General features: G+C 64.1%; 17 protein-coding genes. 8 read left to right on the forward strand and 9 right to left on the reverse strand.

From position 1 onward, the window contains the following. Positions 1-171 precede the first annotated feature (171 nt). The 3 genes from cydC to JOF47_RS10390 are packed head-to-tail and all read right to left on the reverse strand — an operon-like array spanning position 172 to position 6217. Positions 172-3570: a thiol reductant ABC exporter subunit CydC gene (gene cydC / locus JOF47_RS10380; protein ID WP_209997498.1), complete on the reverse strand. Its 3399-nt coding sequence runs from the start codon at positions 3568-3570 to the stop codon at positions 172-174. A gap of 21 nt (positions 3571-3591) precedes the next feature. Then, on the reverse strand, positions 3592-4614 hold the full coding sequence (gene cydB / locus JOF47_RS10385; protein ID WP_209997499.1) for a cytochrome d ubiquinol oxidase subunit II: 1023 nt from the start codon (positions 4612-4614) through the stop codon (positions 3592-3594). A gap of 28 nt (positions 4615-4642) precedes the next feature. Continuing rightward, complete coding sequence (locus JOF47_RS10390) at positions 4643-6217, reverse strand: cytochrome ubiquinol oxidase subunit I (RefSeq protein ID WP_210001559.1); 1575 nt, start codon at positions 6215-6217, stop codon at positions 4643-4645. A gap of 201 nt (positions 6218-6418) precedes the next feature. On the opposite strand from JOF47_RS10390, the gene JOF47_RS10395 reads away from it, so the two are divergent. Next, entirely contained in the window at positions 6419-6793 is a 375-nt protein-coding gene (locus tag JOF47_RS10395) for a BlaI/MecI/CopY family transcriptional regulator (RefSeq protein ID WP_209997500.1), read from the forward strand. 24 nt (positions 6794-6817) lie between these two features. Next, entirely contained in the window at positions 6818-7777 is a 960-nt protein-coding gene (locus JOF47_RS10400; RefSeq protein ID WP_209997501.1) for a M56 family metallopeptidase, read from the forward strand. Positions 7778-7864: 87 nt separating this feature from the next. Here JOF47_RS10400 and JOF47_RS10405 read toward each other — a convergent pair whose 3' ends face one another. Then, positions 7865-9970: a DNA gyrase/topoisomerase IV subunit B gene (locus tag JOF47_RS10405; protein ID WP_209997502.1), complete on the reverse strand. Its 2106-nt coding sequence runs from the start codon at positions 9968-9970 to the stop codon at positions 7865-7867. Between the two features lie 200 nt (positions 9971-10170). On the opposite strand from JOF47_RS10405, the gene JOF47_RS10410 reads away from it, so the two are divergent. Continuing rightward, complete coding sequence (locus JOF47_RS10410; protein WP_209997503.1) at positions 10171-10395, forward strand: DUF7455 domain-containing protein; 225 nt, start codon at positions 10171-10173, stop codon at positions 10393-10395. 230 nt (positions 10396-10625) lie between these two features. Here the strand turns inward: JOF47_RS10410 and JOF47_RS10415 are convergent, their stop codons facing one another. From JOF47_RS10415 to JOF47_RS10430, 4 genes are all read right to left on the reverse strand, one after another. Further along, positions 10626-11825 carry an RNA polymerase sigma factor gene (locus tag JOF47_RS10415; protein WP_209997504.1) on the reverse strand — a complete coding sequence of 400 codons (1200 nt, stop codon included), beginning with the start codon at positions 11823-11825 and terminating at the stop codon, positions 10626-10628. Positions 11826-12117: 292 nt separating this feature from the next. Next, positions 12118-13275 (reverse strand): DUF4192 domain-containing protein, encoded by a 1158-nt coding sequence (locus JOF47_RS10420; protein WP_209997505.1) that lies wholly within the window; start codon positions 13273-13275, stop codon positions 12118-12120. 109 nt (positions 13276-13384) lie between these two features. After that, positions 13385-14695 carry an MFS transporter gene (locus JOF47_RS10425; protein ID WP_209997506.1) on the reverse strand — a complete coding sequence of 437 codons (1311 nt, stop codon included), beginning with the start codon at positions 14693-14695 and terminating at the stop codon, positions 13385-13387. After that, positions 14695-15630 (reverse strand): proteasome assembly chaperone family protein, encoded by a 936-nt coding sequence (locus tag JOF47_RS10430; RefSeq protein WP_209997507.1) that lies wholly within the window; start codon positions 15628-15630, stop codon positions 14695-14697. The genes JOF47_RS10425 and JOF47_RS10430 overlap by 1 nt, the downstream gene beginning before the upstream one ends. 363 nt (positions 15631-15993) lie before the next feature. Between JOF47_RS10430 and JOF47_RS10435 the strand changes: the two genes are divergently transcribed. From JOF47_RS10435 to JOF47_RS10455, 5 genes are all read left to right on the forward strand, one after another. Then, complete coding sequence (locus JOF47_RS10435) at positions 15994-17508, forward strand: leucyl aminopeptidase (RefSeq protein WP_209997508.1); 1515 nt, start codon at positions 15994-15996, stop codon at positions 17506-17508. Between the two features lie 267 nt (positions 17509-17775). Beyond that, complete coding sequence (lpdA, locus tag JOF47_RS10440) at positions 17776-19155, forward strand: dihydrolipoyl dehydrogenase (protein ID WP_209997509.1); 1380 nt, start codon at positions 17776-17778, stop codon at positions 19153-19155. A gap of 144 nt (positions 19156-19299) precedes the next feature. After that, positions 19300-21021 carry a 2-oxoglutarate dehydrogenase, E2 component, dihydrolipoamide succinyltransferase gene (gene sucB, locus JOF47_RS10445; protein WP_209997510.1) on the forward strand — a complete coding sequence of 574 codons (1722 nt, stop codon included), beginning with the start codon at positions 19300-19302 and terminating at the stop codon, positions 21019-21021. 130 nt (positions 21022-21151) lie between these two features. After that, positions 21152-21502, forward strand: coding sequence for a hypothetical protein (locus JOF47_RS10450; RefSeq protein ID WP_209997511.1), 351 nt, complete (start codon positions 21152-21154; stop codon positions 21500-21502). 209 nt (positions 21503-21711) lie between these two features. Beyond that, on the forward strand, positions 21712-22146 hold the full coding sequence (locus tag JOF47_RS10455) for an OsmC family peroxiredoxin (RefSeq protein WP_209997512.1): 435 nt from the start codon (positions 21712-21714) through the stop codon (positions 22144-22146). Between the two features lie 72 nt (positions 22147-22218). Here the strand turns inward: JOF47_RS10455 and JOF47_RS10460 are convergent, their stop codons facing one another. Further along, on the reverse strand, positions 22219-23865 hold the full coding sequence (locus tag JOF47_RS10460) for a serine/threonine protein kinase (protein ID WP_209997513.1): 1647 nt from the start codon (positions 23863-23865) through the stop codon (positions 22219-22221). Positions 23866-23878 lie beyond the last annotated feature (13 nt).

The raw sequence follows: 23878 nt of genomic DNA on the forward strand, positions 1-23878 counted from the left end.
CGATTCATCCGTCTCTTGCATATGGGCAATCTCCGGTCCGCGGAACATGCTCAGCGAGGCAGCCCGAAATCATTGTCAGCCTTTGCCTATTGCTTGTTCTCAGTCTGGTTTCGGCTTCCTTCGGTCTACTTAAACGTCGGCACAGCCGACCGGGAATCTAATCTTGCGAGATTAGCCGCGGGCAACCGCGCGATCATTCAGGTCCGACAGGTCGAAAACCTCATCGGCGAGCCTGGCGATGGCGGCGTCGTGGGTGACAACCAGCACGGCGCAGTCCTGAAGTGCACTGCGCAGGTCCGCAATCAGTTCGACAGCCTCGTCGGCACCGAGGTGGGCGGTGGGCTCGTCGAGCAGCAGCACCCGGGTACGGGCGACCAGGGCCCGGGCCACGGCCAGTCGCTGGCGTTGTCCGCCGGAGAGATGGTGGCCGCCGGAGCCGATGCGTCCATCCAGCCCGCCGGGCAGGGCGTTGAGCCAGTCCCCCAGGCCTACCTGTTCCAGCACTGCTCCCAGTTCGGCATCGGTGGGCTGGTCCTCGAGTTCCCGGCCCAGTCCGAGGTTGGAGCGGACCGAGGAGTCAAAGAGGTGCGCCTCTTGCGGGCACCATGACACGGATGTCAGGTCCGCGGTCGTGGCCTCCGTCCACCGGCCGTCGCCGTGCCGGGCCTGCAGGCTTCCGGCCAACGGCGGCAGGGCACCGAGGAACGTGGCGAGCATCGTTGACTTGCCGGACCCCGACGGCCCGGTCAGGCCTACCCATCGTCCAGTTTCGACCGCGACGCTCGCGTGTTCGAAGACCGGCTGCCCTTCGCCCCATCCCGCGCTGGCCTCGTGCAGGCGGATGCCCGTGAGGGTTGCCGCATTGGTGGCCTTGGCGGCGGGGTCTGCTTCCGCGCGCTGCCCCCCCGCGGTCTCGGGCGATTCGGCTTGAGCCCCCTCAAGGTTGGTCCAGACGCGCCGGAGCACGTCGTCGAGCTGAGGAAGCTGCTGCACCGAGGTGGCCGTGTTGGCGATCGGTTCGCCCAGGGCCAGAAGCAACAGTCCGGCAATGGCGGCCGCCTCCCCGCCGCCGGTTGTCACCGCGACCGCAAGGACCGCGGCAACCGCCGAGAGCAATGCGGCCCCGCCCTGGGCCAGTCCCGCACCGCGGGCCGAGGCACGCAGCACTGCGGTTGCCTTGGCATCCTCCCGGGCGAACTCGGCCAGCGCCGTGACGGTGGCGTTGTTCGCGCGCAGGTCCGCGGCCGCGCGCAACAGCGTGGGAACCCTGAAGCCGAGCCAGATGCGGTGCTCGCTCACGGCAATGGTGGTGCGTCTTTCCACGGCCAGGACGGCAAGTGGCAGCGCCACGAAGGCGAGCAGGCCCAGCACCAAGGCCAGGCCCAGCGCCTGCGGGGCCCAGAACCCGATGCCGACGCTGATCACGGCCCAGGTGGCGACGCCGGCAACCGGCGGGACCAGCACGCGCGGAACCGCGTCGCGGACCTCGTCGACCTCGGCCACCAGGTGTCCCAGCGCCGCTCCGGAGCGGGTGAGCTGGCCCCACATCCTGGGCTGGGCGACCAGTGCGTCCCAGAGCCGTTGGCGCAGGTTCCCGGAGAAGCGCAGCACGGCGTCGTGGATCTTGAGTTGTTCGGCGTAGTGCAGCACCGAGCGGCCGATGCCGAAGGTGCGCACGCCGACGATTGCGACCATCAGGTGCAGCATGGGCGGCCGGTGGCTGGCAGTGACAATCAGCCAGCCGGAAATCCCGGTCAGTCCCACGCCGAAGAGCGCGGCGAGCGTTGCCAGCAGCAGGCCCAGCCCCATGCCCCCGCGGAACCACGGCAGGGAACGCAGCAGTTTCCAGTGCACCAACGTGCGCCGGCCAGAGGGAGTTCCGGCTGCCGTCGCTTCCCTTGTCCGGGACCTGGTCAGGTCCGGCGCGGGTGCGTTCGACGCCGGTTCGGCGCCCGGTTCGTCGCCCGGGCCGGCGGCCGCGCGGGGCGCCGCCTGGCCGCGCAACGCGGCGGCCAGCACCCGGTCGTGGCTTGCAACCAGCAGTGCGCAGCGGGCCGTCAAGCGCTGCAGCGCCGCACGGATGCGGGCCGCGGACACCTCGTCAAGGTGGGCGGTCGGCTCGTCGGCAAGCACCAACTCGACATCCGGGTCCGCGGCCACCCGGGCCAGCACGCGCGCCACGGCAACACGGCGCAACTCCCCCGGGCTGCAGTCCACCAGCCAGCGGTCGGCCAGGTGCTCGATGTTTGCATCGCGGAACACGGCTGCAAGGCCTGCAGCGCCCAGGGAATTGCCGGCGTGCAGCAGGACTTCGCCGCGCACGGTTTCCTCGGTGAACTGCGGGTGCTGGGAAATCCAGGCGGTGCGTTCGGGCCGCACGGCGATGGCACCCTCCACGGCCGTCTCCCCGAGCTGGCCGAGCACCGCGTGCAGCAACGTGCTCTTGCCGGTGCCGCTGGCCCCGTCCAGCACGTGGACCTGTCCGGCCGACAGGTCAAGGTTCACATTGCGCAGGACCGCTTCGCGGCGGCCCGGGTGGCGCACCGTCAGGTTGCGGATTTCCAGCACGTTGCCATGGGTCGGCTGCGGCCTCGGAGCGGCCCCGGCTTCTCCGGTGCCGGCCTCCGCGGCGCCGCCGTTGATGAACTTTTCGCTGCGTTCCAGGGCCTCCACCCCGTCCTCCGAGGAGTGGTAGGCGGCGCCGAGCTCGCGCAGCGGCAGGTAGGCCTCGGGGGCCAGGATCAGCGCCAGCAAACCGGCCTCGAGGCCCATGTGCCCGTAGACAAGCCGCACGCCGATGAACACGGCGACGACTGCCACGGAAATGGTGGCGATCAGTTCCAGGGCCAGGCCGGAGAGGAAGGCCGTGCGCAGCGTTTTCATGCTGCTTTCCCGGTACCCCTCGGAAACCTGGGCCAGGGCGCGGCCCTTGCCCTTGGCCCGGCGCAGGCCAATCAGGGCCGGCAGCCCCTGGGCCAGCTCCAGCAGCTGGTTGGACAGCCTGTCCAACCCTGCGGCCGCGGCCTTGACCCTGTCCTGGGTGTGCAGGCCGATGAGGATCATGAAGACCGGCACCAGCGGCAGAGTCAGCACGATGATCAGCGCCGAAACCCAATCGGCAACCAGCACCCGGACCACCACCATGATCGGGATGACCATGGCCGCGACAACCGCCGGCAGGTACTTGGTGTAGTAGTTGTCCAGCCCGTCCAGCCCGCGGCTGGCCAGGGCGGCCAGCGCCCCGTGCCCCGGACGGGATACGGATTCCGCGTCCCGCCCGGACATGCCGGCGGCCATGAGCTGTCCGCGCAGCTTCTCCTTCGCGCCAAGCCCCGCACGCCGTGCGGCGAACTGGGTCCCCCAGACCGCGCCGGCGCGCAGCAGCGCCCCGGCCAACCCCATGGCCAGCAGCCTTTGGACATCGGCGCTGCCCGTGCCCGCCAGCTGGGCGATTGCCGTGGCCAGGGCGTCGGCGATCAGGATCAGCCCGACGGCCTTGAGGGCCGCCAGTCCGGCGAGCAGCGCCAGCACAATACGTGATCCGGTCCCTGCGGGAAGTGCGGGTTTCATGGGGGGGTGTTATTCCTGCTGCTAGACGATGGGGGTGACGACGTGCGCTTCGGGGATGTGCGACTCGGTGATGCGCTTGCGGAACACCCAGTAGGTCCAGCCCTGGTACGCCAGCACCAGCGGCACGCCGAACGCCGCGACGATGCTCATGAGCTTGAGCGTGTACGGGGTCGACGAGGCGTTGAACACCGTGAGGTTGTAGGCGGCATCGATGGTCGAGGGCAGCACGTTCGGGTAGGCGGCCATGAAGATCGTGGCGACCCCCATGACCAGGAAGAGCCCCAGCCCGATGAATGCGCGGCCCTCGCGGTGCTTGAGGGCACTGAGCCAGGCGACGACCAGCGCGACCACGGCGAGTGCCAGTGGCACTAGGGCGATCCCGCTGCGGTTGAGCACCACCACGGCCACGGCCCACGCCGCAAGCGGCAGCAGGGCAACCGGCAGCCAGCGACCCAACAGCTTGCGGGCGCGGACACGGATTTCCCCGTCGGTCTTCAGGGTCAGGAAGGCCAGCGCGTGGATCAAGCAGAAGGCAACCACGCCAAGTCCGCCGAGCACCGCGTACAGGTTGAACCAGGCGAAGGCGCCGCCGACGCGGTCGCCGTTGGCATTCAACGGCAGGCCCGTGGTGCTCAGCGCCAGCATGGCGCCGATGCCGAAGGCCGCGACGAAGGAACCCAGGCAGATGGCCCAGTCCCAGAAGTTCCGTGCCGCAAGGGTGTGTGCCTTGCCGCGGTACTCGAATGAAACCGCGCGGAAGATCAATGCGATCAGCACCAACACCAACGGGATGTAGAGGGCGGAGAACAGCGAGGCGTACCAGTAGGGGAAGGCGGCAAAGGTGGCGCCGCCGGCCGTCAGCAGCCATACCTCGTTGCCGTCCCAAACCGGGCCCACGGTGTTCAGCAGCACGCGGCGTTGCTTGTCGTTCTTGGCGAAGGTCTTCATGAGCATGCCGACGCCGAGGTCGAATCCCTCAAGGAAGAGGTAGCCGATCCAGAGCACGGCAATCAGGATGAACCACAGGGTGGGTAGGAAATCCACTTAAATGTCCTCTCTTGAATCAGTGTCGTTAGTAGGCGAAGGAGAGCACATCTGTGTCCTTGTGCCCATCGTCGGGGTGCTCGTTCAGCTCCGGCATTGCAGCGCCGACGCCGCCCCGGACGAAGCGGGTCAACAGGACCACTTCAACGACGAGCAGCACCGCATAGACCAGGGTGAGCGCGATGAGCGAGAAGAGCATTTCTCCGGCGCTGACGCCGGGGGAAACCGCCGCGGCGGTGAACATGAACACCTGGTCGATGCCCTCGAAGCTCGGGTTTGGCGCGACCACGAAGGGCTGGCGGCCCATCTCGGTGAAGATCCAGCCGGCGGAGTTGGCGCCAAAGGGAGCCAATATGCCAAACAGCGCCAGACGGGAGAGCCACTTGCTGGAGGGGACGGTTCCCTTGCGGGTGAGCCAGAGCGCCACGCCGGCGGCGACCGCGGAAAGGCCACCGAGGGTGATCATCAGGCGGAAGCCCCAGTAGGTCACCGCCATGACGGGAAGGTAGTTGATTTCGCTTCCGGCACGATCCCCGTACATCGGGTCGTTGGGCAGGTGCGTTCCGTACTTCGCCTGGTACTCGGGCAGGAGTGAGTTGACGCCCTTGACCTCGGTGGTGAAGTTGTCATTCGCCAAGAAGGAAAGCAGGCCCGGGATCTCCCAGACCGCGATCATGTCCTCGCACGTCGTGGCACCCGGCTGGCTGAGGTCGCCGATGGAGAGAATCGAGAATCCGGTTCCGTCGTGGCAGGCGGCCTCGGCCGCGGCCATCTTCATCGGCTGCTGCTCGAACATGAGCTGCGCCTGGACGTGGCCTGAGAATGCCACACCGAGGAAGGATACGAGTGCGACAATGGCGCCAACGCGCAGGGACTTGATCCAGACCTGGTAATCGACCTTGTCGCGGTTCTTGCCGAGCGCCGCATCTTCGCCCACGACCACTCGTCCGTTGGCGTCCACGGTGTCGATTCCAGCCGAGCGGCGCTTGTGCAGGTGGTACCAGGAGATGCCCAGCAGGAATCCGCCGGCCACCGCAAAGGCGCCAAAGATGGTGTGAGGGAATGTCACGAGCGCGGTGTTGTTGGTAAAGACGGCCCACGCGTCGGTCATGGTTGCACGGCCATTGACGATTTCGGTGCCGACGGGGTGCTGCATCCAGGAGTTGGCGACGAGGATGAAGTATGCGGAGAGGATCGTTGCCAAGGACGCGCACCAGATGGTGGCAAGGTGGATGCGCTTGGGCAGGCGGCCCCAGCCGAAGATCCACAAACCGAGGAATGTCGATTCGACAAAGAAGGCAAGCAACGCCTCCATCGCCAGCGGGGCGCCGAAGACGTCCCCTACAAAGCGGCTGTATTCACTCCATGCCATGCCGAACTGGAATTCCTGAACGATTCCCGTGGCAACGCCCATGATGAAGTTGATGAGGAACAGCTTTCCCCAGAACTTGGTCATTCGCAGGTATTCGTCCTTGCCCGTGCGGTGCCACGCCGTTTGCATCACGGCGACCACCAGCCCCAGGCCTATGGTCAGCGGGACCATCAGGAAGTGATAAACGGTGGTGATGCCGAATTGCCATCTGGCGATTTCAAGGGGATCCACGGCCAACCTCTCAACACTCATCTGCTCGGACGCTCCGAGTCTACACTTTGTTTTCTACGCATCGTAGAAGTTCGTTCTACCCACTGTAGAACATTTGGCCGCCACACTGTAAACTGGAGTTGGTGAGTGCTCTTTCGTGCCACTCACGGGATCTTGCGTCGTCCGCATGAACCCTGTTTCGAATGCGTAAGGAACATTAGATTGGCCACTCTTGGCGACCTTGAACGAGCAGTAATGGATCTCCTCTGGGACTCGACGTCCCCTCTCACGGCCAACGAACTTCGTGATCAGCTTGCCGCGCCCGGTGATGTCGAGGGCAAGGAACTTGCCGTCACCACCGTCCTGACGGTTCTGGCGCGACTGGAAAAGAAGGGGCTCGTGGCGCGCGAACGCGATATCCGCCCGCACCGCTACACCTCGGTCACCAGCCGCGAAGACCACACCGTGGCATTGATGAACGAGGCACTGGGCACGGTCATGGACCGCGAGGCCGTACTGGCTCGCTTCATTGGCGGCATCTCCGCCGAGGAAGCACAGTCGTTGCGCCAGCTGCTTGACACCCCGCACAGCGCCTAGCCCCAAACCCGACAGCCGGGCATCGTGCTGCTGACCTCGTACCTCCTGGCGGGTCTGGCCATCCTTTTGGCATGGCCCATACCCGTCGCGCTTTCGCGCGCCCAGTGGAGTGCACGATCACCGTTCGCCGCCATGGTGGTATGGCAGGCGATAGCACTGGCCGGCGGCCTTTCGATGATCGGCGCCATGCTCTTTTGGGGCCTGAATCCCCTGGGCGACACCCTGATTTCCGCTTCTGTCGGCGGCATCAAACTGCTCATGGGCGACCCCGACGTAAACTCGCCCGGCCCCGTGCACATCTTTGCGCTGAGCACGGCGGCACTGCTGGGTTTCCACCTCGTCCTGACCCTGATTCGAGCGGCCTGGCGAATCAGCCGCCAGCGCACCAGGCACAGGCACATCCTGTCGCTGCTGTCGGAAAAATCCCCCACGGATCCGGCCACGCTTGTCTTGGACCACGAAACCCCGGTGGCCTATTGCCTTCCGAGCTTTTCGGGTTCGGTGACCGTCCTCTCACGGGGGCTGGTTCAGAAGCTTAGCCCGGACGAGCTGCGGGCCGTCATGGCCCACGAACGGGCCCACCTGGACCAGCGCCACGATTTGCTCCTGCTCGCGTTCACCTCATGGAATGACGCACTGCCTTGGCTGCCCACGTCCAGGCTCTCGCTGGCCGCGGTCCAGGAACTCGTGGAAATGCTTGCCGACGACGCGGCACTTCGCGAAGTCCAATCCCCCACGCTGCTCCGCGCGCTGCTCACCGTCGCAACCGGCGCGCTGGGCGACCAGAGCGGCAAGCACGCGGCGGTCCCGCCGACCGGCACTCCCGGGGCGCCCACCGAGGAACTCTCCTCGCGCAGGCTGCGGCGCCTGCTCACAGCCCAGCCTCCGCTGAACAGCGCCCTGCGCAATTTCATCATTGCGACGGCAATCATCCTTTTCGCGGTGCCGACGACCCTGTTGATCGTTCCGGGCTTCTTCGAGTAACCCGCGGCGCCGAATAATTCGGCACCGCACCTTAAACGCAGTGTGGCGGGCCCCCAAGGGGCCCGCCACACGCATCACTACCGACCGCTACGCGTCGATGCGATCTCGCTCCAGGCGCTCGGCACCGCCGATGATGAATTCCTTGCGCGGCGCAACGTCCGAGCCCATCAACAGGTCGAAGACGCGCTCGGCGCTCTCGGCCTGGGCCAGGCCGACGCGGCGCAGGGTGCGGTGGCGCGGGTCCATGGTGGTCTCGGCCAGCTGGTCGGCGTCCATTTCGCCCAGCCCCTTGTAGCGCTGCAGGGGTTCCTTGTAGCGCTTTCCTTCGGCAGCAAGCTTGCCCAGCACCTGGTGCATCTCTGCCTCGGAGTAGGTGTAGATCATGTCATTGGCCTTGGATCCCGCGTTGATCACCTCGATGCGGTGCAGCGGCGGAACCGCGGCGTACACGCGCCCGTGCTCGATCATCGGTCGCATATAGCGGAAGAAGAGCGTGAGCAGCAGTGTGCGGATGTGCGCACCGTCAACGTCGGCGTCCGTCATCAACACGACCTTGCCGTAGCGTGCGGCGGAAATATCGAAGCTGCGGCCCGAACCCGCGCCAATGACCTGGATCATGGCCGCGCATTCGGCGTTGGAGAGCATGTCCGCCACCGAAGCCTTCTGCACGTTCAGGATCTTGCCGCGAATCGGCAGCAGGGCCTGGAAGTCCGAGGAGCGCGCCAGCTTAGCCGTGCCCAATGCGCTGTCGCCCTCGACGATGAACAGTTCGGAGCGCTTCACGTCCGTGCTGCGGCAGTCGGCAAGCTTGGTCGGCAGCGAGGAGGTTTCCAGGGCGTTCTTGCGGCGCTGGGTTTCCTTGTGGACGCGCGCCGAAACACGCGACTTCATTTCGCTGACGACCTTTTCCAGCAACATCGAGGCCTGGGTCTTGTCCCCGCGGGCAGTGGAGTTCAGCTGCGCACCCAGGGACTTTTCGATCACCTTGGAAACGATCTGGCGCACCGCGGAGGTGCCCAGGATTTCCTTGGTCTGCCCCTCGAACTGGGGCTCCGCCAAGCGCACCGTCAGCACGGCGGTCAGGCCCGCACTTACATCGTCTTTCTCGATCTTGTCGCTGCCGACCTTCAGCTTGCGGGAGTTCGCCTCGATTACCTTGCGGAAGGTCTTGAGCAGCGCCTGTTCGAACCCGGTCTGGTGGGTTCCGCCCTTGGGCGTGGAAATGATGTTCACGAAGGAGCGGACGGTTGTTTCGTAGCCGATCCCCCAGCGCAGGGCCACGTCGACGTCGCAGACGCGCTCCACCTCGGTGATGCGGCTATGGCCCGATTCGTCGATGACCGGCACCGACTCCTTGAAGGTGCCCGAACCGTGGAAACGCCAGATGTCGGTGACAGCCGCGTCGTTGGCAAGGTAGTCAACGAACTCGGAGATGCCACCGTCGTGGTGGAAGACTTCCTCGAAAGTCCCCTCTTCGCCCGGGGTGCCCGCCAAACGGCGTTCGTCCCGGAGCGTGATCTTGAGCCCTGGCACCAGGAACGAGGTCTGTCGAGCGCGGGCTTGGAGCTCGGTGTAGGAGAACTTTGCGTCGGGGGTGAAGATCTGGCGGTCGGCCCAGTAACGCACACGGGTACCCGTGACACCGCGCTTGGCCTTGCCCACGATGTCGAGCACCGAGGCATCCGAGAACGGCTCGAAGACCGAGTCCGGCTTGGGCTTGCCCGAATCCTTGAACCGCCCGGGCTCGCCGCGGCGGAACTGCATCCCGTAGGTTTTGCCGCCACGATCTACCTGCACGTCCAGTCGCGCCGAAAGCGCGTTCACAACGGAGGCGCCAACGCCGTGCAAGCCGCCGGAGGCGGTGTAGGAACCGCCACCGAACTTGCCGCCGGCGTGGAGCTTGGTGAAGACAACCTCGACACCCGAGAGCCCGGTCTTCGGTTCGATGTCCACGGGGATGCCGCGGCCGTCGTCGTGGATCTCCACGGATCCATCCGGGTGCAGGATGACGTTGATTGACTGACCGTGGCCGGCGAGCGCCTCATCGACGGAGTTGTCAATGATCTCCCACAGGCAATGCATCAGGCCGCGCGAATCGGTTGAACCGATGTACATGCCCGGGCGTTTGCGTACCGCTTCGAGACCCTCCAGGACAGATAGGTGTCGGGCGTTGTAGTCACTGCTGATGGCCACGGTTTTAGTACTCCTCAAAAACGTCGGAACGACGCTATCCACAATAGTGCCCAGCCCCGCCATTTCGCTGATCGCGCCACTTCTTTGAGCCGCAGCTCACCCTCGTTTCAGCTACGCGGTGAGCGAAAGCCCGAAGTATCGAGAAGAAAACTGGAGATTTGCTGGTTCTATTAGATAGACAACGAATGAAGGAGGTCATCATGACAACGACAACGGTAACCCGAGAGCTGAATGCGCTCGATCGTTGCGACCGCTGCGGGGCACAGGCCTTTGTACGTGCGGTACTGGGGACCTCCGGCGGCGAACTCTACTTCTGCGGACACCACGCTCGCGCAGTTGAAGCGAAGCTTCGCCCCTTGACCATTGAATGGCAGGACGAAACGGCTCGCCTCTACGAGAAACCCGTTTACGACGACGAGGACTAGTCAGCATCCGTCCCTTGGGTGCTTGTTGCCGACAGGGATTGACGGCGAATGACTTTTGGATGGGCCCGGCGATTTTCGCCGGGCCCATCCGCGCGTTAAGGCCGCTCGGCAACTCCCACCCCAGACGCCCCGCCGACTTTTCCGCTTGGACTGCATCCGGCGTTAAACGACGGTGCGCCGGCGGCCGCCGGGTAAATACCCAGCAACCGCCGGCGCACCGAACGGGGTTTTTAGTCCAAGTAGTCGCGCAGAACCTGCGAACGCGACGGGTGACGCAACTTGGACATGGTCTTGGATTCGATCTGGCGAATACGCTCACGCGTCACGCCGTAAACCTTGCCGATTTCATCCAAGGTCTTCGGCTGGCCGTCGGTCAGGCCGAATCGCATGGCCACAACGCCGGCTTCGCGCTCGGAGAGCGTGTCGAGAACCGAGTGAAGCTGTTCCTGCAACAGGGTGAAGGAAACCGCATCGGCGGGCACCACGGCTTCGGAGTCTTCGATCAGGTCGCCGAATTCCGAGTCGCCGTCTTCGCCCAGCGGGGTGTGAAGCGAGATCGGTTCGCGTCCGTACTTCTGGACTTCGACAACCTTTTCCGGGGTCATGTCCAATTCCTTGGCCAATTCCTCCGGGGTTGGTTCGCGGCCCAGGTCCTGGAGCATCTGGCGCTGCACGCGTGCGAGCTTGTTGATGACCTCGACCATGTGGACGGGGATGCGGATCGTGCGGGCCTGGTCGGCCATGGCACGGGTGATCGCCTGGCGGATCCACCAGGTGGCGTAGGTGGAGAACTTGAAGCCCTTGGTGTAGTCGAACTTCTCGACCGCACGGATCAGGCCCAGGTTGCCTTCCTGGATCAGGTCCAGGAAGAGCATGCCGCGGCCGGTGTAGCGCTTGGCCAGCGACACCACGAGGCGCAGGTTGGCCTCGAGCAGGTGGTTCTTGGCGATCTTGCCGTCGTGGATGATCTGCTCATAGTCCCAGCGCAGGCGCTTGTCCATCGAGCCGTCGTCGGCGAGCAGCTTCTCCTGTGCGAACAGGCCTGCCTCGATGCGCAGGGCAAGGTCGACTTCCTGCTCGGCGTTCAGCAGGGCAACCTTGCCGATTTGCTTCAGGTAGTCCTTGACCGGGTCGGCGGTTGCGCCGGCGACCATGACCTGCTGCTGCGGGGCATCGTCCTCGTCGGCCGAGAGCACGAAGCCCTTGGAGTTTTCGTCTGCCTTGGGTGCGGCAGGGGCGTCGTCGGCATCGTCAACGTCAACGTCTTCGACGTCGGTGTCTTCATCGGCCTTTGCTGCCTTGGCACGGGACTTCGCCGGAGCCCGCTTAACGGCTGCCTTCTTAGCGGGTGCAGCAGCCTTGGCGGCTGATGCTGTCGGCTCTTCGGCTTCGGCAGCCTGGCCATTGGTGGTCGTCTCAGAAGATGACACGAAATACCTTTCTCACGGTTCGTCCGCGATGCCACCTACCGGTAACACCACTATGACCCTGTCAAGTCCGCGTCCCGCCAAATGAAGGCGAGCCGGGAGTGAGGGTCTACGAAATAGAACGCCTTACTCCCGCCATTTGTTCCCTCCGGAAAACCGGTGACAACTGCTTAAGAGCCATGGATCACGAACCCAACCGGGTCTGCTGGTTAACAGTGTCTCATGTTTCAGCTGGCAGGGGATTCACCGTGCCCCTTTTTTGTCGGGAGATTTTCCCTACAAAGGGACTTTATGACTAGGCGCTGAGCCTCCCGTCGAGTTTCCTGTGCCACGCCCTGTCCGGGTCCGCCACCCAGAAAGGCATTTCGCCAGCCTCAAGCAATCGGAGCAACAATTGCGCCAACCTGTAACCGGGGTCCGTCCGCAACGCCGCCTTAAGCAGGCTCAGCGCCGAGCTCCCCCGCCCCTTGGCCCATTCGAGCCAACCCAGCAGGCACAGCAGAGCCGCATGGTCTTGTCCCGCGGCAACGCCCAGGAGATCACGGCAGATGAACCAAAGCCGATCCATCCTTTCCCAATCGGGTTGAGTGCCCGCGGCCCCCAACAGGAAATCGGAAAAGTCCTGCGCTGCCTCACCGATACCGGCGTCCCCGCCGACCTCGCGAAAGGCCTGCAGGGCACGCTCCTCTCCCCTGCCGGCCAGATAGGGCAACAGGTCCCTGATCATCTTGTCGTGCAACGAGGCAAGCAGCGCCCCGCATACGGAATCGGTTCCGCGCATTCCCTGTTCGGCAACGGCGGGGTCGGCATCCAAGAGCCGTGCCCAGCCATCAATGAATCTCACACGCGACGCCGACCCGGAAAAGCCCTCGAGCATTTCCGACACCTGCACACGAACCGCATCCTTGTTGGGCCAGTCGGCAACGCCACCGCCGTCCCACAACTGTTCCTCGGGTGCGGAACCCGCAACCACCATGCGCAGGTGGGTTTCGGTCAGCGCAAGGTCCGGAAGCGCGAACCCCTCCGCCGGACAGCACTCTTCGCTGCGGCAAAAATAGCTGTGCCAACGCTCGGAGCCGACATGCCAGCCGTCGCGCACCTGGATGCCGCCGCGCATCAATGCGGCCACAAGCTCTTGGAGGAGCTTGTGGCGTGGCGGCCAGTCCGCAGCATTCTCCGGCGACTGCTCGGTGTAGAACGCGACGAACACCGCATCGGCCTGCGGCACCTTGTGCACCAGGCTAACCAGTTGGCGCACCCAGATGCGCTCGTTGGATGGTTCGTGGTGGCCCGCCGGCAGGTCCACGCGCAACGTGGCCGCCAGTCCCGCCTTTTGCATGATCAGCAAGACCACCGAGTTTCGCGGGTAGAACCCAAGTGCGTGCGGAATGTAGGCGAGCACCTCGTCGGGGCTGGCCAGGGAAAAATTTGATGCCGAGGGTGAAGTAGTCATGCACCACAGGCTGCGCGTGCCAGCGGTCCGCCGACCGACTTCCGGGGCCGGCTGTGGAACGCTGCCGGCCCCGCTCCCTAGCACCGGGCTGTGCGGGACAGTGCGGAGGCTAGTTGCCCGGGACGCTCTTTGCCGCACCGCCGGGCAGGGCTTCCTCGCGCAGCGCCAGGTTGCGGCGCGCCTTGCCCCGGGTGACCAACATGCCGATGACACCGGTGGCGATCACGAGGAACTGGAACGACATGGCCCAGCGGAAGGCGTCAAGGTTGTACAGCTCGGCGCCTGGCCCGGCGGCCTTTTGCTGGAAATCCAACAGCCAGCCAATCACGTAAACGGATATCAGGGCGGCAAGGAATCCGCCGACATTGACGATGCCGGTTGCGGTGCCAATGACATGCGGCGGATTGAAGGTGCGGGCAAAGTCGAACCCGATCATTGAGGCCGGGCCGCCGATGGCCACGAAGACGATCAGGACGACAAGCATCCACAGGGGCGCCTGGCCGGGCCAAAGGACAACGGCCAGCCAGCTCAATGCGATGCCCAGAATGACGCCGAAGGCGATGTTTGATCGCTGGGTCGGATACCGGGCCACAGCTGCACCCAGGATCGGGCCGCAGACCATCGCCACGACCACAAAGATGGACAAAAGACCCGAGGCAAGCGCCGGGGACAAGCCCTGCCCCGACACAAGGAACGGGTAGCCCCACGTCAGCAGGAAGACGTTGGCCGAGAACTGCGTGGTGAAGTGCGTCCAGAAGCCCAAGCGGGTGCCGGGTTCCTTCCACGCGTGCGACAGCAGGGCGCGGACCTTGGGTTGGACCGGTCGCGGTCCCGCGGCGCGCGGCCCGTCGCTGACAAGAAGCACCGCAAGCAGCAACGCCAGGACCGACAGCGCCGCCAGCGAGAGGAACGCGGGGGTCCAACTCCACAGGTGAAGCAGTGCCACGAAGGGGATCAATGACAGTAGCTGGCCCAATTGGCCGACCATGCCGGTGACCTGGGTGAGCATCGGGATCCGGTATCCGGAGAACCAGATGGGAAGCAACCGGATCACCGATACAAAGGTCATGGCATCGCCGGCGCCGACAAAGAACCTTCCGACAAGTCCGGCACCCACCGAGTCGGCCATCGCCAGAAGCAACTGGCCAACCACCATCAGTGCGGCACCGCCGGTGATCATCGCGCGCGGGCCCCAACGGTCGACCAGCACGCCAACGGGGATCTGCAATCCCGCATAGACGACAAGCTGGACCACGGAGAAGGTTGCAAGGATCGAGGCAGAAGCGTCAAAGCGCTCGGTTGCTTCAAGCCCCGCGACGCCGAAGCTGGTTCGCTGGGTGACGGCGATCAGGTAGGCCCCGACGCTCGCGCCCCAAACCAGCCAGGATCGTGGGGAATCGTGGTGGATCGGCTTGCCCACTAGGAATCCGCGGCGGCCGGGCCACCTTGGTCGTCCACGCCCGAAAGGAACGCCTCGACGGCCATCGCCAATTCATCCCCGTCGGGAACCTCTGCATCGAGGCTCACCAGCAACGAACGCCGCTCCGTTTCGGGGACGTGCTGGTCGAACCGTTCTTCAAAGCCCGCAACCATTTTCTGCACCTCGGGGCTGCCCGCAACCTGCTCGGCAATCTGCCCTTCAAGCCGGCGGCCCGCTTCACGCAGCCGGTCGGTGGGCAGGCCCAGGCCCATGGCGGCACCGACATACTCCAGCGCGCCGACGGCAACCTGCGGGTATTCGGCCTCGGAAAGGTAGTGCGGAACGTGCATCGAGTAGCCGACCACGTCGCGTGAGGCCTCGATCAACCGCACCTCGATGAGGTTGACCAGGCTCGCCGGGAGTTCCGCGGTGGGCGACCACGTGGAAATGCCTTCGATGATGTCCTTGCGGTTTCCGTGGGCGGTGACACCCATCTGGCGCGTGTGCGGGACGGGCATCGGCACTGCGCCGAAGGAAACCGTCAGGCGGACATTCAGCGCCTCGACCAGTGCGACGACTGCCCGAGACACCCGCTCCCAGGCAAGATCGGGTTCGGGGCCGGTCAGGAAAAGGAAATCCTGCTCCAACCCGTCGGTAAGCAGGTAGAGCTCCAAGCGCGGCGGCTGGTAGGCGGCGAAGTGGTCGCCGAGGAAAGAAATCTGGGGCCGGCGCTCGCGGTAGTTGATCAGCTGGTCGGTGTCGAAGGAGGCAATCAACCGGGGGTTGAGCGAATCGAGCAATTCGGTGCGCACCTGCGAGAGCACGTGGCCGGCATCGAGATGGCCGCGCATTCCAATCAGCAGGTCGAGGCCTTGAAATTCCAGGCTATCCAGGTCGACATCTTCGAACCGGACCAGGGATTGGTATTCAAGCATTGCCGCTGCTCCTTTCAGGTTGCTGTCTTGGCGTTCTCCAATGTCACGGGGGAATTCACTTGGACGACGCGCAAGCAAATACCCGAACCCAACAGGAGTGGACATGTGGACTCGACCAGATTGGATCGATTCCCGTTACAGTGGGGTCAACCAAGGGAATACGTGTTTTCTTCCCGTGACCACCCACAATTCTAGGCCGACTCGGGATCAAATGCGGTGTGTGCTCCGTCTCAGGGATACGATCGGTAAAGCCCAATCGGCACCGGGACCACCGAAGACCTTGGGGTCCGGAACCGATAATGCTCCCCCGAGGTACAGGTACTTTCACTGCACCCACAGAATCTACCGAACAGGAATCGTTTCGTGATCAACTCAAGCGATCTCAAGCTGACCGCCGTTTCCACAGACATCAAGCGCATCGGCGCCGGCGCCCTGGTCCTTGGTGTCGTCAAGGGCGCCGACGGCCCGACCCTGGTGGCCTCGCCGTTCAGCCCGAAGGCGACCGCCTCGCTGCAGGCTTCCCTGAACCTGCTCAATGCCAGTGGCGCCGCAGACGAACTGACCCGCCTGCCGGCAACCGGCGAAACGAAGGCCGAGCTCCTCGCCTTCATCGGCCTCGGCAGCTTCGAGGAATCCACCCTGACCGAAGAGGCGCTGCGCCGCGCCGCCGGCTCGGCAACCCGCCAGCTTGCCGGCACCTCCAGCGTGCTGTTTGCCTTGCCGGCCGCAACGGTCGCACAGGCCGGAGCCGTCGCCGAGGGCATCGCCATGGGCGCCTACGACTTCTCGAACCACCGCTCCACCCCGGCCAAGAAGCTGCCGCTGAGCGAAGCCGTCATCGCCACCGCCGCTTCGGCGGACAAGGGCCTGCCCGCGGCACTGAAGCGCGCGGCCGTCATCGGCCGCGCAGTGCGCGCAACCCGCGACCTGGTCAACACCGCCCCGAACGTCCTGTTCCCGGAGTCCTTCGCCCAGGAAGTCAAGGACACCGCCAAGGGCCTTGCCCTGAAGGTCACCGTCATTGACGACAAGAAGCTGGAAAAGGACGGATACGGCGGCTTGACGGGCGTCGGACGCGGTTCGGATCGCGGCCCGCGCCTGGTCAAGGTCGAGTATTCCCCCGCCAAGGCGACCAAGCACCTGGCCCTCGTCGGCAAGGGCATCACCTTCGACACCGGCGGCATTTCCATCAAGCCGGCAGCCGGCATGCACGCCATGAAGAACGACATGGCCGGTGCCGCGACGATCCACCAGGCAATCGTCGCCATTGCCGAACTGGGCCTTCCGGTGAAGATCACCGCATGGCTGTGCCTCGCGGAGAACATGCCAGGCGGCGGCTCGACCCGTCCGGGCGACGTCATCACCATGTTCGGAGGCAAGACCGTCGAGGTGCTGAACACCGATGCCGAGGGCCGCCTGGTCATGGCCGACGGCTTGGTTGCGGCCAGCGCGGAAAAGCCCGATGCAATCATCGACGTCGCAACGCTCACCGGCGCCCAGGTCGTGGCCCTGGGCGTGCGCACGGCGGGCGTCATGGGCGACGAGGCGCTGCGCGATTCCGTGGTTGCCGCCGCGGACCGTGCCGGCGAAGCCGCTTGGGCCATGCCGATTCCCGAGGAACTGCGCCCGAGCATCGACTCGCAGGTCGCGGACCTGGCCAACATCGGTGAGCGCATGGGCGGCATGATGACCGCCGCCGCGTTCCTGAACGAGTTCGTCGGCGAGGTTGACGGCGTGAAGATCCCGTGGGCCCACATGGACATCGCCGGACCGGCATTCAACGAGGCCGCTCCCTTCGGCTACACCCACAAGAACGCCACTGGATCTTCGGTGCGCACCTTGGTGACGTTTGCCGAGGAAATGGCCGCAGGAAAGTAGTCCTGCCTGCACCCATGGAAGAGGCATGCACGACGCCGGGGTTTTTCCGGAACTTTTCCGATTGTTCCCGGCGCTGTGTAACCCGTCACAGTTGACGGCAATGTGTATCACGGCAGGTGGCCGAGTACGTTTCATGGGGCTAAGGTAATTCTGATAGATCACTTGCATTACAGTTTCCCGCGCCCGCAACACGGGCGCGGGGAATCACCCCCACACACCATGGCCGACCACCACGTTGGCCACAACTCATAACGAGGGAGCGTTCACGTGGCCGAATCGGCAGCAACGCAAGAATTCGACATCCTCATTCTCGGCGGCGGTTCCGCCGGCTACTCGGCAGCATTGCGCGCCGTCCAGCTGGGTTTCACCGTCGGCTTGATTGAGAAGGCCAAGCTCGGTGGCACCTGCCTGCACACCGGTTGCATTCCGACCAAGGCGTACCTGCACTCGGCTGAATTGGCCGAAAACGCTCGCGAAGGTGCCAAGTACGGCATCAACACCACCCTTGAGTCCATCGACCTCGGCGCCGTGCGCAGCTACAAGGACGGCATTGTCGCCGGCAAGTACAAGGGCCTGTCGGGTCTGCTGAAGATGAAGAAGGTCACCGTTATCGAAGGTAACGGCCGCCTGGTTTCCCAGGACACCATCGACGTTGACGGCGTTGCCTACAAGGGCAAGAACATCATCCTTGCCACCGGTTCCGAGTCGAAGACCTTCGGCCTGGAAATCGGCGGACGCATCCTCACCAGCACCGAAGCCCTGAACATGGACACCCTTCCGAAGAGCGCCATCGTGCTCGGCGGCGGCGTCATCGGCGTTGAATTCGCTTCCGTATGGAAGTCCTTCGGCGTCGACGTGACCATCGTTGAAGGCCTGCCTTCCCTGGTTCCGAACGAAGATCCCTCGATCATCAAGAACCTGGAGCGTGCCTTCAAGAAGCGCGGCATCAAGTTCAACACCGGCGTTTTCTTCGAAAAGGTCGAGCAGGACGCCAACGGCGTCAAGGTCTCCCTGGCAGACGGCAAGGTCCTTGAAGCCGAGATCGTCCTGGTTGCCGTTGGCCGTGGCCCGGTCACCGCCGGCCTGGGCTACGAAGAGCAGGGCATCCCGATGGACCGCGGATTCGTGCTCATCAACGAGCGCTGCCACACCGGCGTGGGCAACATCTTCGCCATCGGCGACATCGTCCCGGGCGTCCAGCTTGCACACCGCGGCTACCAGCACGGCATCTTCGTCGCCGAAGAGATCGCCGGCCTGAACCCGGTTGTCGTCGAGGACATCAACATCCCGAAGGTCACCTTCTGCGAACCGGAAATCGCTTCGGTTGGTTACTCGGAGCCTGCGGCCAAGGAAAAGTTCGGTGACGACCAGATCGAGGTCACCGAGTACAACCTGGCCGGCAACGGCAAGTCCTCCATCCTGGGCACTTCCGGCCTGATCAAGATGGTTCGCGTCAAGAACGGCCCGATCGTCGGCGTTCACGGCATCGGCGGCCGCATCGGCGAGCAGATCGGTGAAGCACAGCTCATCGTGAACTGGGAAGCCTACCCGGAGGATGTTGCACAGCTCATCCACGCACACCCGACGCAGAACGAATCGCTCGGCGAGGCCGCCATGGCCTTGGCCGGCAAGCCGCTGCACGGTTAGTCACAATTACTGGACCGCGCACGCGAACCGAAAGGTACGCGTGCGCGGTGCACTAAACTCGGAGGCAACGCCTCCCACGAGATGTGCGGGAAACCCGCGGATCTCTCGCACACAAAATTTAGTTTTTAGGAGAACGGGAACAAGATGTCTGAAACCGTGAACTTGCCCGCTTTGGGTGAAAGTGTCACCGAAGGCACCGTTACGCGCTGGCTCAAGCAGGTCGGCGACCGCGTTGAGGTCGACGAGCCGTTGCTGGAAGTTTCGACCGACAAGGTCGACACCGAGATCCCTTCGCCGGTTGCCGGCGTCATCGAAGAGATCCTCGTCGCAGAAGACGAAACCGCTGATGTTGGAGCCGCCTTGGTTCGCATCGGCGATGGCTCGGGTTCCGCCGCAGCTCCGGTTGCCGAGGCACCCGCCGCTGTTGAGGCTCCGGCCCCGGCAGCCGCACCGGCCCCGGTTGCAGAGGCTGCCCCGGCAGCACCGACTGCCCCTGCCGCGCCGTCATCGGGCACCGAAATCACCCTTCCGGCTTTGGGCGAATCCGTCACCGAAGGCACCGTTACCCGCTGGCTTAAGGCCGTTGGCGACGACGTCGCAGTCGACGAGCCTTTGCTCGAGGTTTCCACCGACAAGGTCGACACCGAGGTTCCTTCTCCGGTTGCCGGCACCCTGCTGGAAATCCGCGTTGCCGAAGACGAGACCGCCGAAGTTGGCGCCGTCCTGGCAATCATCGGTGCAGCAGGCGCAGCCGCACCGGCCGCTCCGGCTCCGGTCGCAGCACCGGCACCTGTGGCAGCTCCGGCCCCCGTTGCAGCACCGGTTGCCGCCCCGGCTCCCGTGGCGGCACCGGCACCTGTTGCGGCCCCGGCCGCTCCGGTTGCAGCTCCGGCCGCCCCTGCTGCCGCTGCACCCGCAGCAGCCACGGGCAACGACGGCTACGTCACCCCGCTGGTACGCCGCTTAGCAAACCAGAACGGTGTCGACCTGTCCACCGTGACCGGCACCGGCGTTGGCGGCCGCATCCGCAAGCAGGACGTCATCGATGCAGCCGCCGCAGCCAAGACCGTTTCGGCTCCGGCCGCGGCAGCACCGGCTGCAGCCCCGGCCGCCGCAGCAGCAGCCCCTGTGGTTGCTTCCTCGCTGCGCGGCACCGTCGCCAAGGCTCCTCGCATCCGCCAGGTCATCGCCCGCCGCATGCGCGAGTCCCTGGACATCTCGACCCAGCTGACCCAGGTGCACGAGGTCGACATGACCCGCATCTTCAAGCTGCGCAACTCGGCCAAGGACGCCTTCGCGGCAACCAACGGCACCAAGCTCACCTTCCTGCCGTTCATTGCCAAGGCCGTTGCCGAAGCACTGAAGCAGCACCCGAAGCTGAACGCCGAGTACAACGAGGACACCCAGGAAATCACCTACCACAACGCCGAACACCTGGCGATTGCGGTGGACACCGACAAGGGCCTTTTGGTTCCGGTTATTTCCAACGCGGGCGACCTGAACCTTGCCGGCCTGGCCGGCAAGATCGCCGACGTTGCAAACCGCACCCGCACCAACAAGATCGGTCCGGACGAGCTCTCGGGCGGCACCTTCTCGATCACCAACATCGGTTCGGTTGGCGCACTGTTCGACACCCCGATCATCAACCAGCCACAGGTAGCCATCCTGGGCACCGGTGCGATCGTCAAGCGTGCAGTTGTTGTCACCAACGCCGACGGCGATGACACCATTGCCATCCGCCACATGATGTACCTGTCGCTGACCTACGATCACCGTCTGGTCGACGGCGCCGATGCAGGTCGCTTCCTGCAGACGCTGAAGGCACGCCTTGAAGAAGGCTCCTTCGCAGCCGACCTCGGTCTCTAAGACCTAGGGCTTCGCAACTCGGGGCGGCACTCCAACACGGAGTGCCGCCCCGAGTCGTACCACCATGTCATCGGACACTTTCCTGCATTCCGAGTTCTACGCTGCGTCGAATTTCGATTAGGCTATGGACATGACCTTTTTGTATACATTCCTCGTATTCCTGCACATTTTGGGTGCTGCGGCGATCTTCGGCGGCTGGCTCGCCAACTTCAAGACCCCGACCGTCACCATTTGGCAGTGGTACGGTGCCATCACCCAGCTGGTGACCGGTCTGCTGCTCGTCGGCTTGGCCGAGATGCAGGGTGCCGAGCTGAACCACATCAAGATTGCCGTCAAGCTCCTGTTGGCCATTGGCGTCTTCATTGCGGCACTGTTGGGACGCCGCAAGATCAAGAACGGCCAGGAAGTCCCGACCGGACTTGCCCACGGCACCGGCGGCACCGCGCTAATCGCTATTGCCGTAGCCGTTCTCTGGGTCTAATTCCCCGATACGTCGCATGATCCGTTGCGGTGCGTGCCTTTTGGTGCGCACCGCAACTGCGTTTAACCAGGCATTCGCGTCCCGGCCTTGCATTGCGGATCGGAACCGAACGGCCTTGGAAAACGCTCTTTCGGTTCCGGGTGCGCGGTCATAGGATGGCACATGGAGCGCAAGCTCCGATTCCTCTGCAAATCCAAGGAGTTGTCACCATGGCAGTAACACGAAGCGCAAGCACCGTCTGGACCGGGGATTTGGTCTCGGGCGCCGGGGAAACCACGTTTGAGACCTCAAAGATCGGCACCTTCCCCGTGACGTGGCGGGCGCGCGCCGAGGCCGCGGAAGGCAAGACCAGCCCGGAGGAACTCATCGCCGCGGCACATGCAACCTGCTACTCCATGGCGCTCAGCAACATGCTGAAGGAGTCGGGCCACACTGCCGACAAGCTGGCGACCACCGCGGAAGTTGATTTCGACACCAGCGACGGCGCAAGGATCAGTGAGATTCGTTTGACGTTGGAGGCCACGGTTCCAGGCCTGGAAGACGCGGAATTCCAGAAGCTGGCCCAAGCTGCCAAGGAAGGTTGTCCCGTATCTGCGGCCTTGGCCGCGGTTCCTTCAATCACCCTGGATGCACGTCTGGCATAGCCTTTGGCGGGTGTTGCTGGTTCGCTGAGATCCAATTGCGCGAACCACCAGCACCCGCTTTTCCTTGAACCTTCAGGGTTGGCCATCCGGCATCGAACCGACATCCCAGATTTTCCAGTTCTTCTTGTCCCGGCGCAGTTCAATACGCACAGGCTGCCGTTCCGCATCTTTCGCGGCAAAAACAACCTTCCCGACACCGTCCACGTACCGGTAGCCGCTCTGCGTGCTGCTTGCCTCCACGAAAGCACTGCCGTTGCTCCCAACGGCCATAAGGGACACGTGTTCCATTGACGTTTGCAGGGACTCCAGCTTTAGCTGGTTTCGCTTCAAAAGGGCCAGGATTTCGCTGTCGCGTGCCATTGAAGGAGAACCTGGCACGTGAATTGCCTTGAGCGCCCTTGCATCGCCATTCATCAAGATCTTGTCCCTCCGCAACGTCAGGTCCACGGCAGCCAAGAGTATTTCGTCGTGTTCGCGTCCCACTCCCGGACGCATTCCGCCTGAGGCGGCCGTCTCCTGCACCGCCCCTCCAGCGAACGGTGACTCAATTTCATGTGCATCCGCTGGGGACACAGGGATCTCTATCGACTGGGCGATAACGGCCCCGGATGCAACCACCACGATCCCGAGCAGGCCGGCAACTGCCAACTTTCGTCTCCCGCTCGCCAGCGAATGGATCCGATGCCCATGGGCCTCGGACGTTCCACCGCTGCCTTTACGGCGGAGGGGCAACGAAGGGCTCTTCCCCGCCGTTGCCGGCGAACCTTGTGGACTATCCTTGGACTTTCGCGCAACCCGCTCTCGGCGATTCGTTGGGACTCCCTTCGCCGGCTCTGCTTCCGATTCGACCTGCTTGAACCTTGCGAATGGTGTCCTTTTTCGCGGCGACTGGCGTGTGGTGACCATGTGTCTGAGCGCCTCCGGCTCGACTGCCGAACCGAGCTCCACGGCAGTCGGGTCACCACCGGAAAAGATTCGATGGGCGAACTGTCCTGCGCTGGGCCGCCGCATCGGGTCGGCGGCAAGCCCGTCCTCAAGAAGGATCGCGAGATTGTCGTTTACTTCCGGAACCATCGCCCCTATGGGGATTCGGTTTGTTGCCAAGGCTGGCGCCCGCCCTGTCAGCAGGTACCAGGTACAGGCAGCCAAGGCGTAGATGTCACGGGCGGGTTCAAGTTCACCGGGTTCGGCAATCTCCGTGACTTCAGGTGCGCAGAACCCGATTGTTCCATACTCGGCAGGAGTTTCGCCACGAATCGAGTGGGTTCCGAAGTCTCCGAGTTTGGGTTTTCCTTCGGCGGTGAACAGGATGTTTCTTGGACTCACATCGCCATGGGTCAATCCCTGATCGTGAAGAAACTGCAGGGCTTCGGCAATCGGCGCAATCACCGTCAGCACCTCCCCAACGCTCAGCGGTCCCCGGGCCGCAACCACCGCGGCGGCGCTGCCGGCAGGGCAGTACTCCATCAAGATTCCCGGGCCTTGGGAGGACTCCACCATGCCGTGTTCGTGTACCAGGAATTCATGATGCAGGTTCAAACCGCCGGCTCCAATCCGTCGCAACGATTCGTCATATCCGATGATCTTTACGGCCAGTTCCTCACCCGAATCGGCGTCTTGAATAACCCATACTGTTCCGTTTCCACCTTGTCCCAGATATCGATTGGTGTCATATCCGGCAATTTGCGGTTGTTGCCGCGGTTCATCACGCGTTTCCATGCATTAGTTCTAC

Origin of the sequence: Paeniglutamicibacter kerguelensis (assembly GCF_017876535.1) — a bacterium.
GTDB lineage: Bacteria > Actinomycetota > Actinomycetes > Actinomycetales > Micrococcaceae > Paeniglutamicibacter > Paeniglutamicibacter kerguelensis.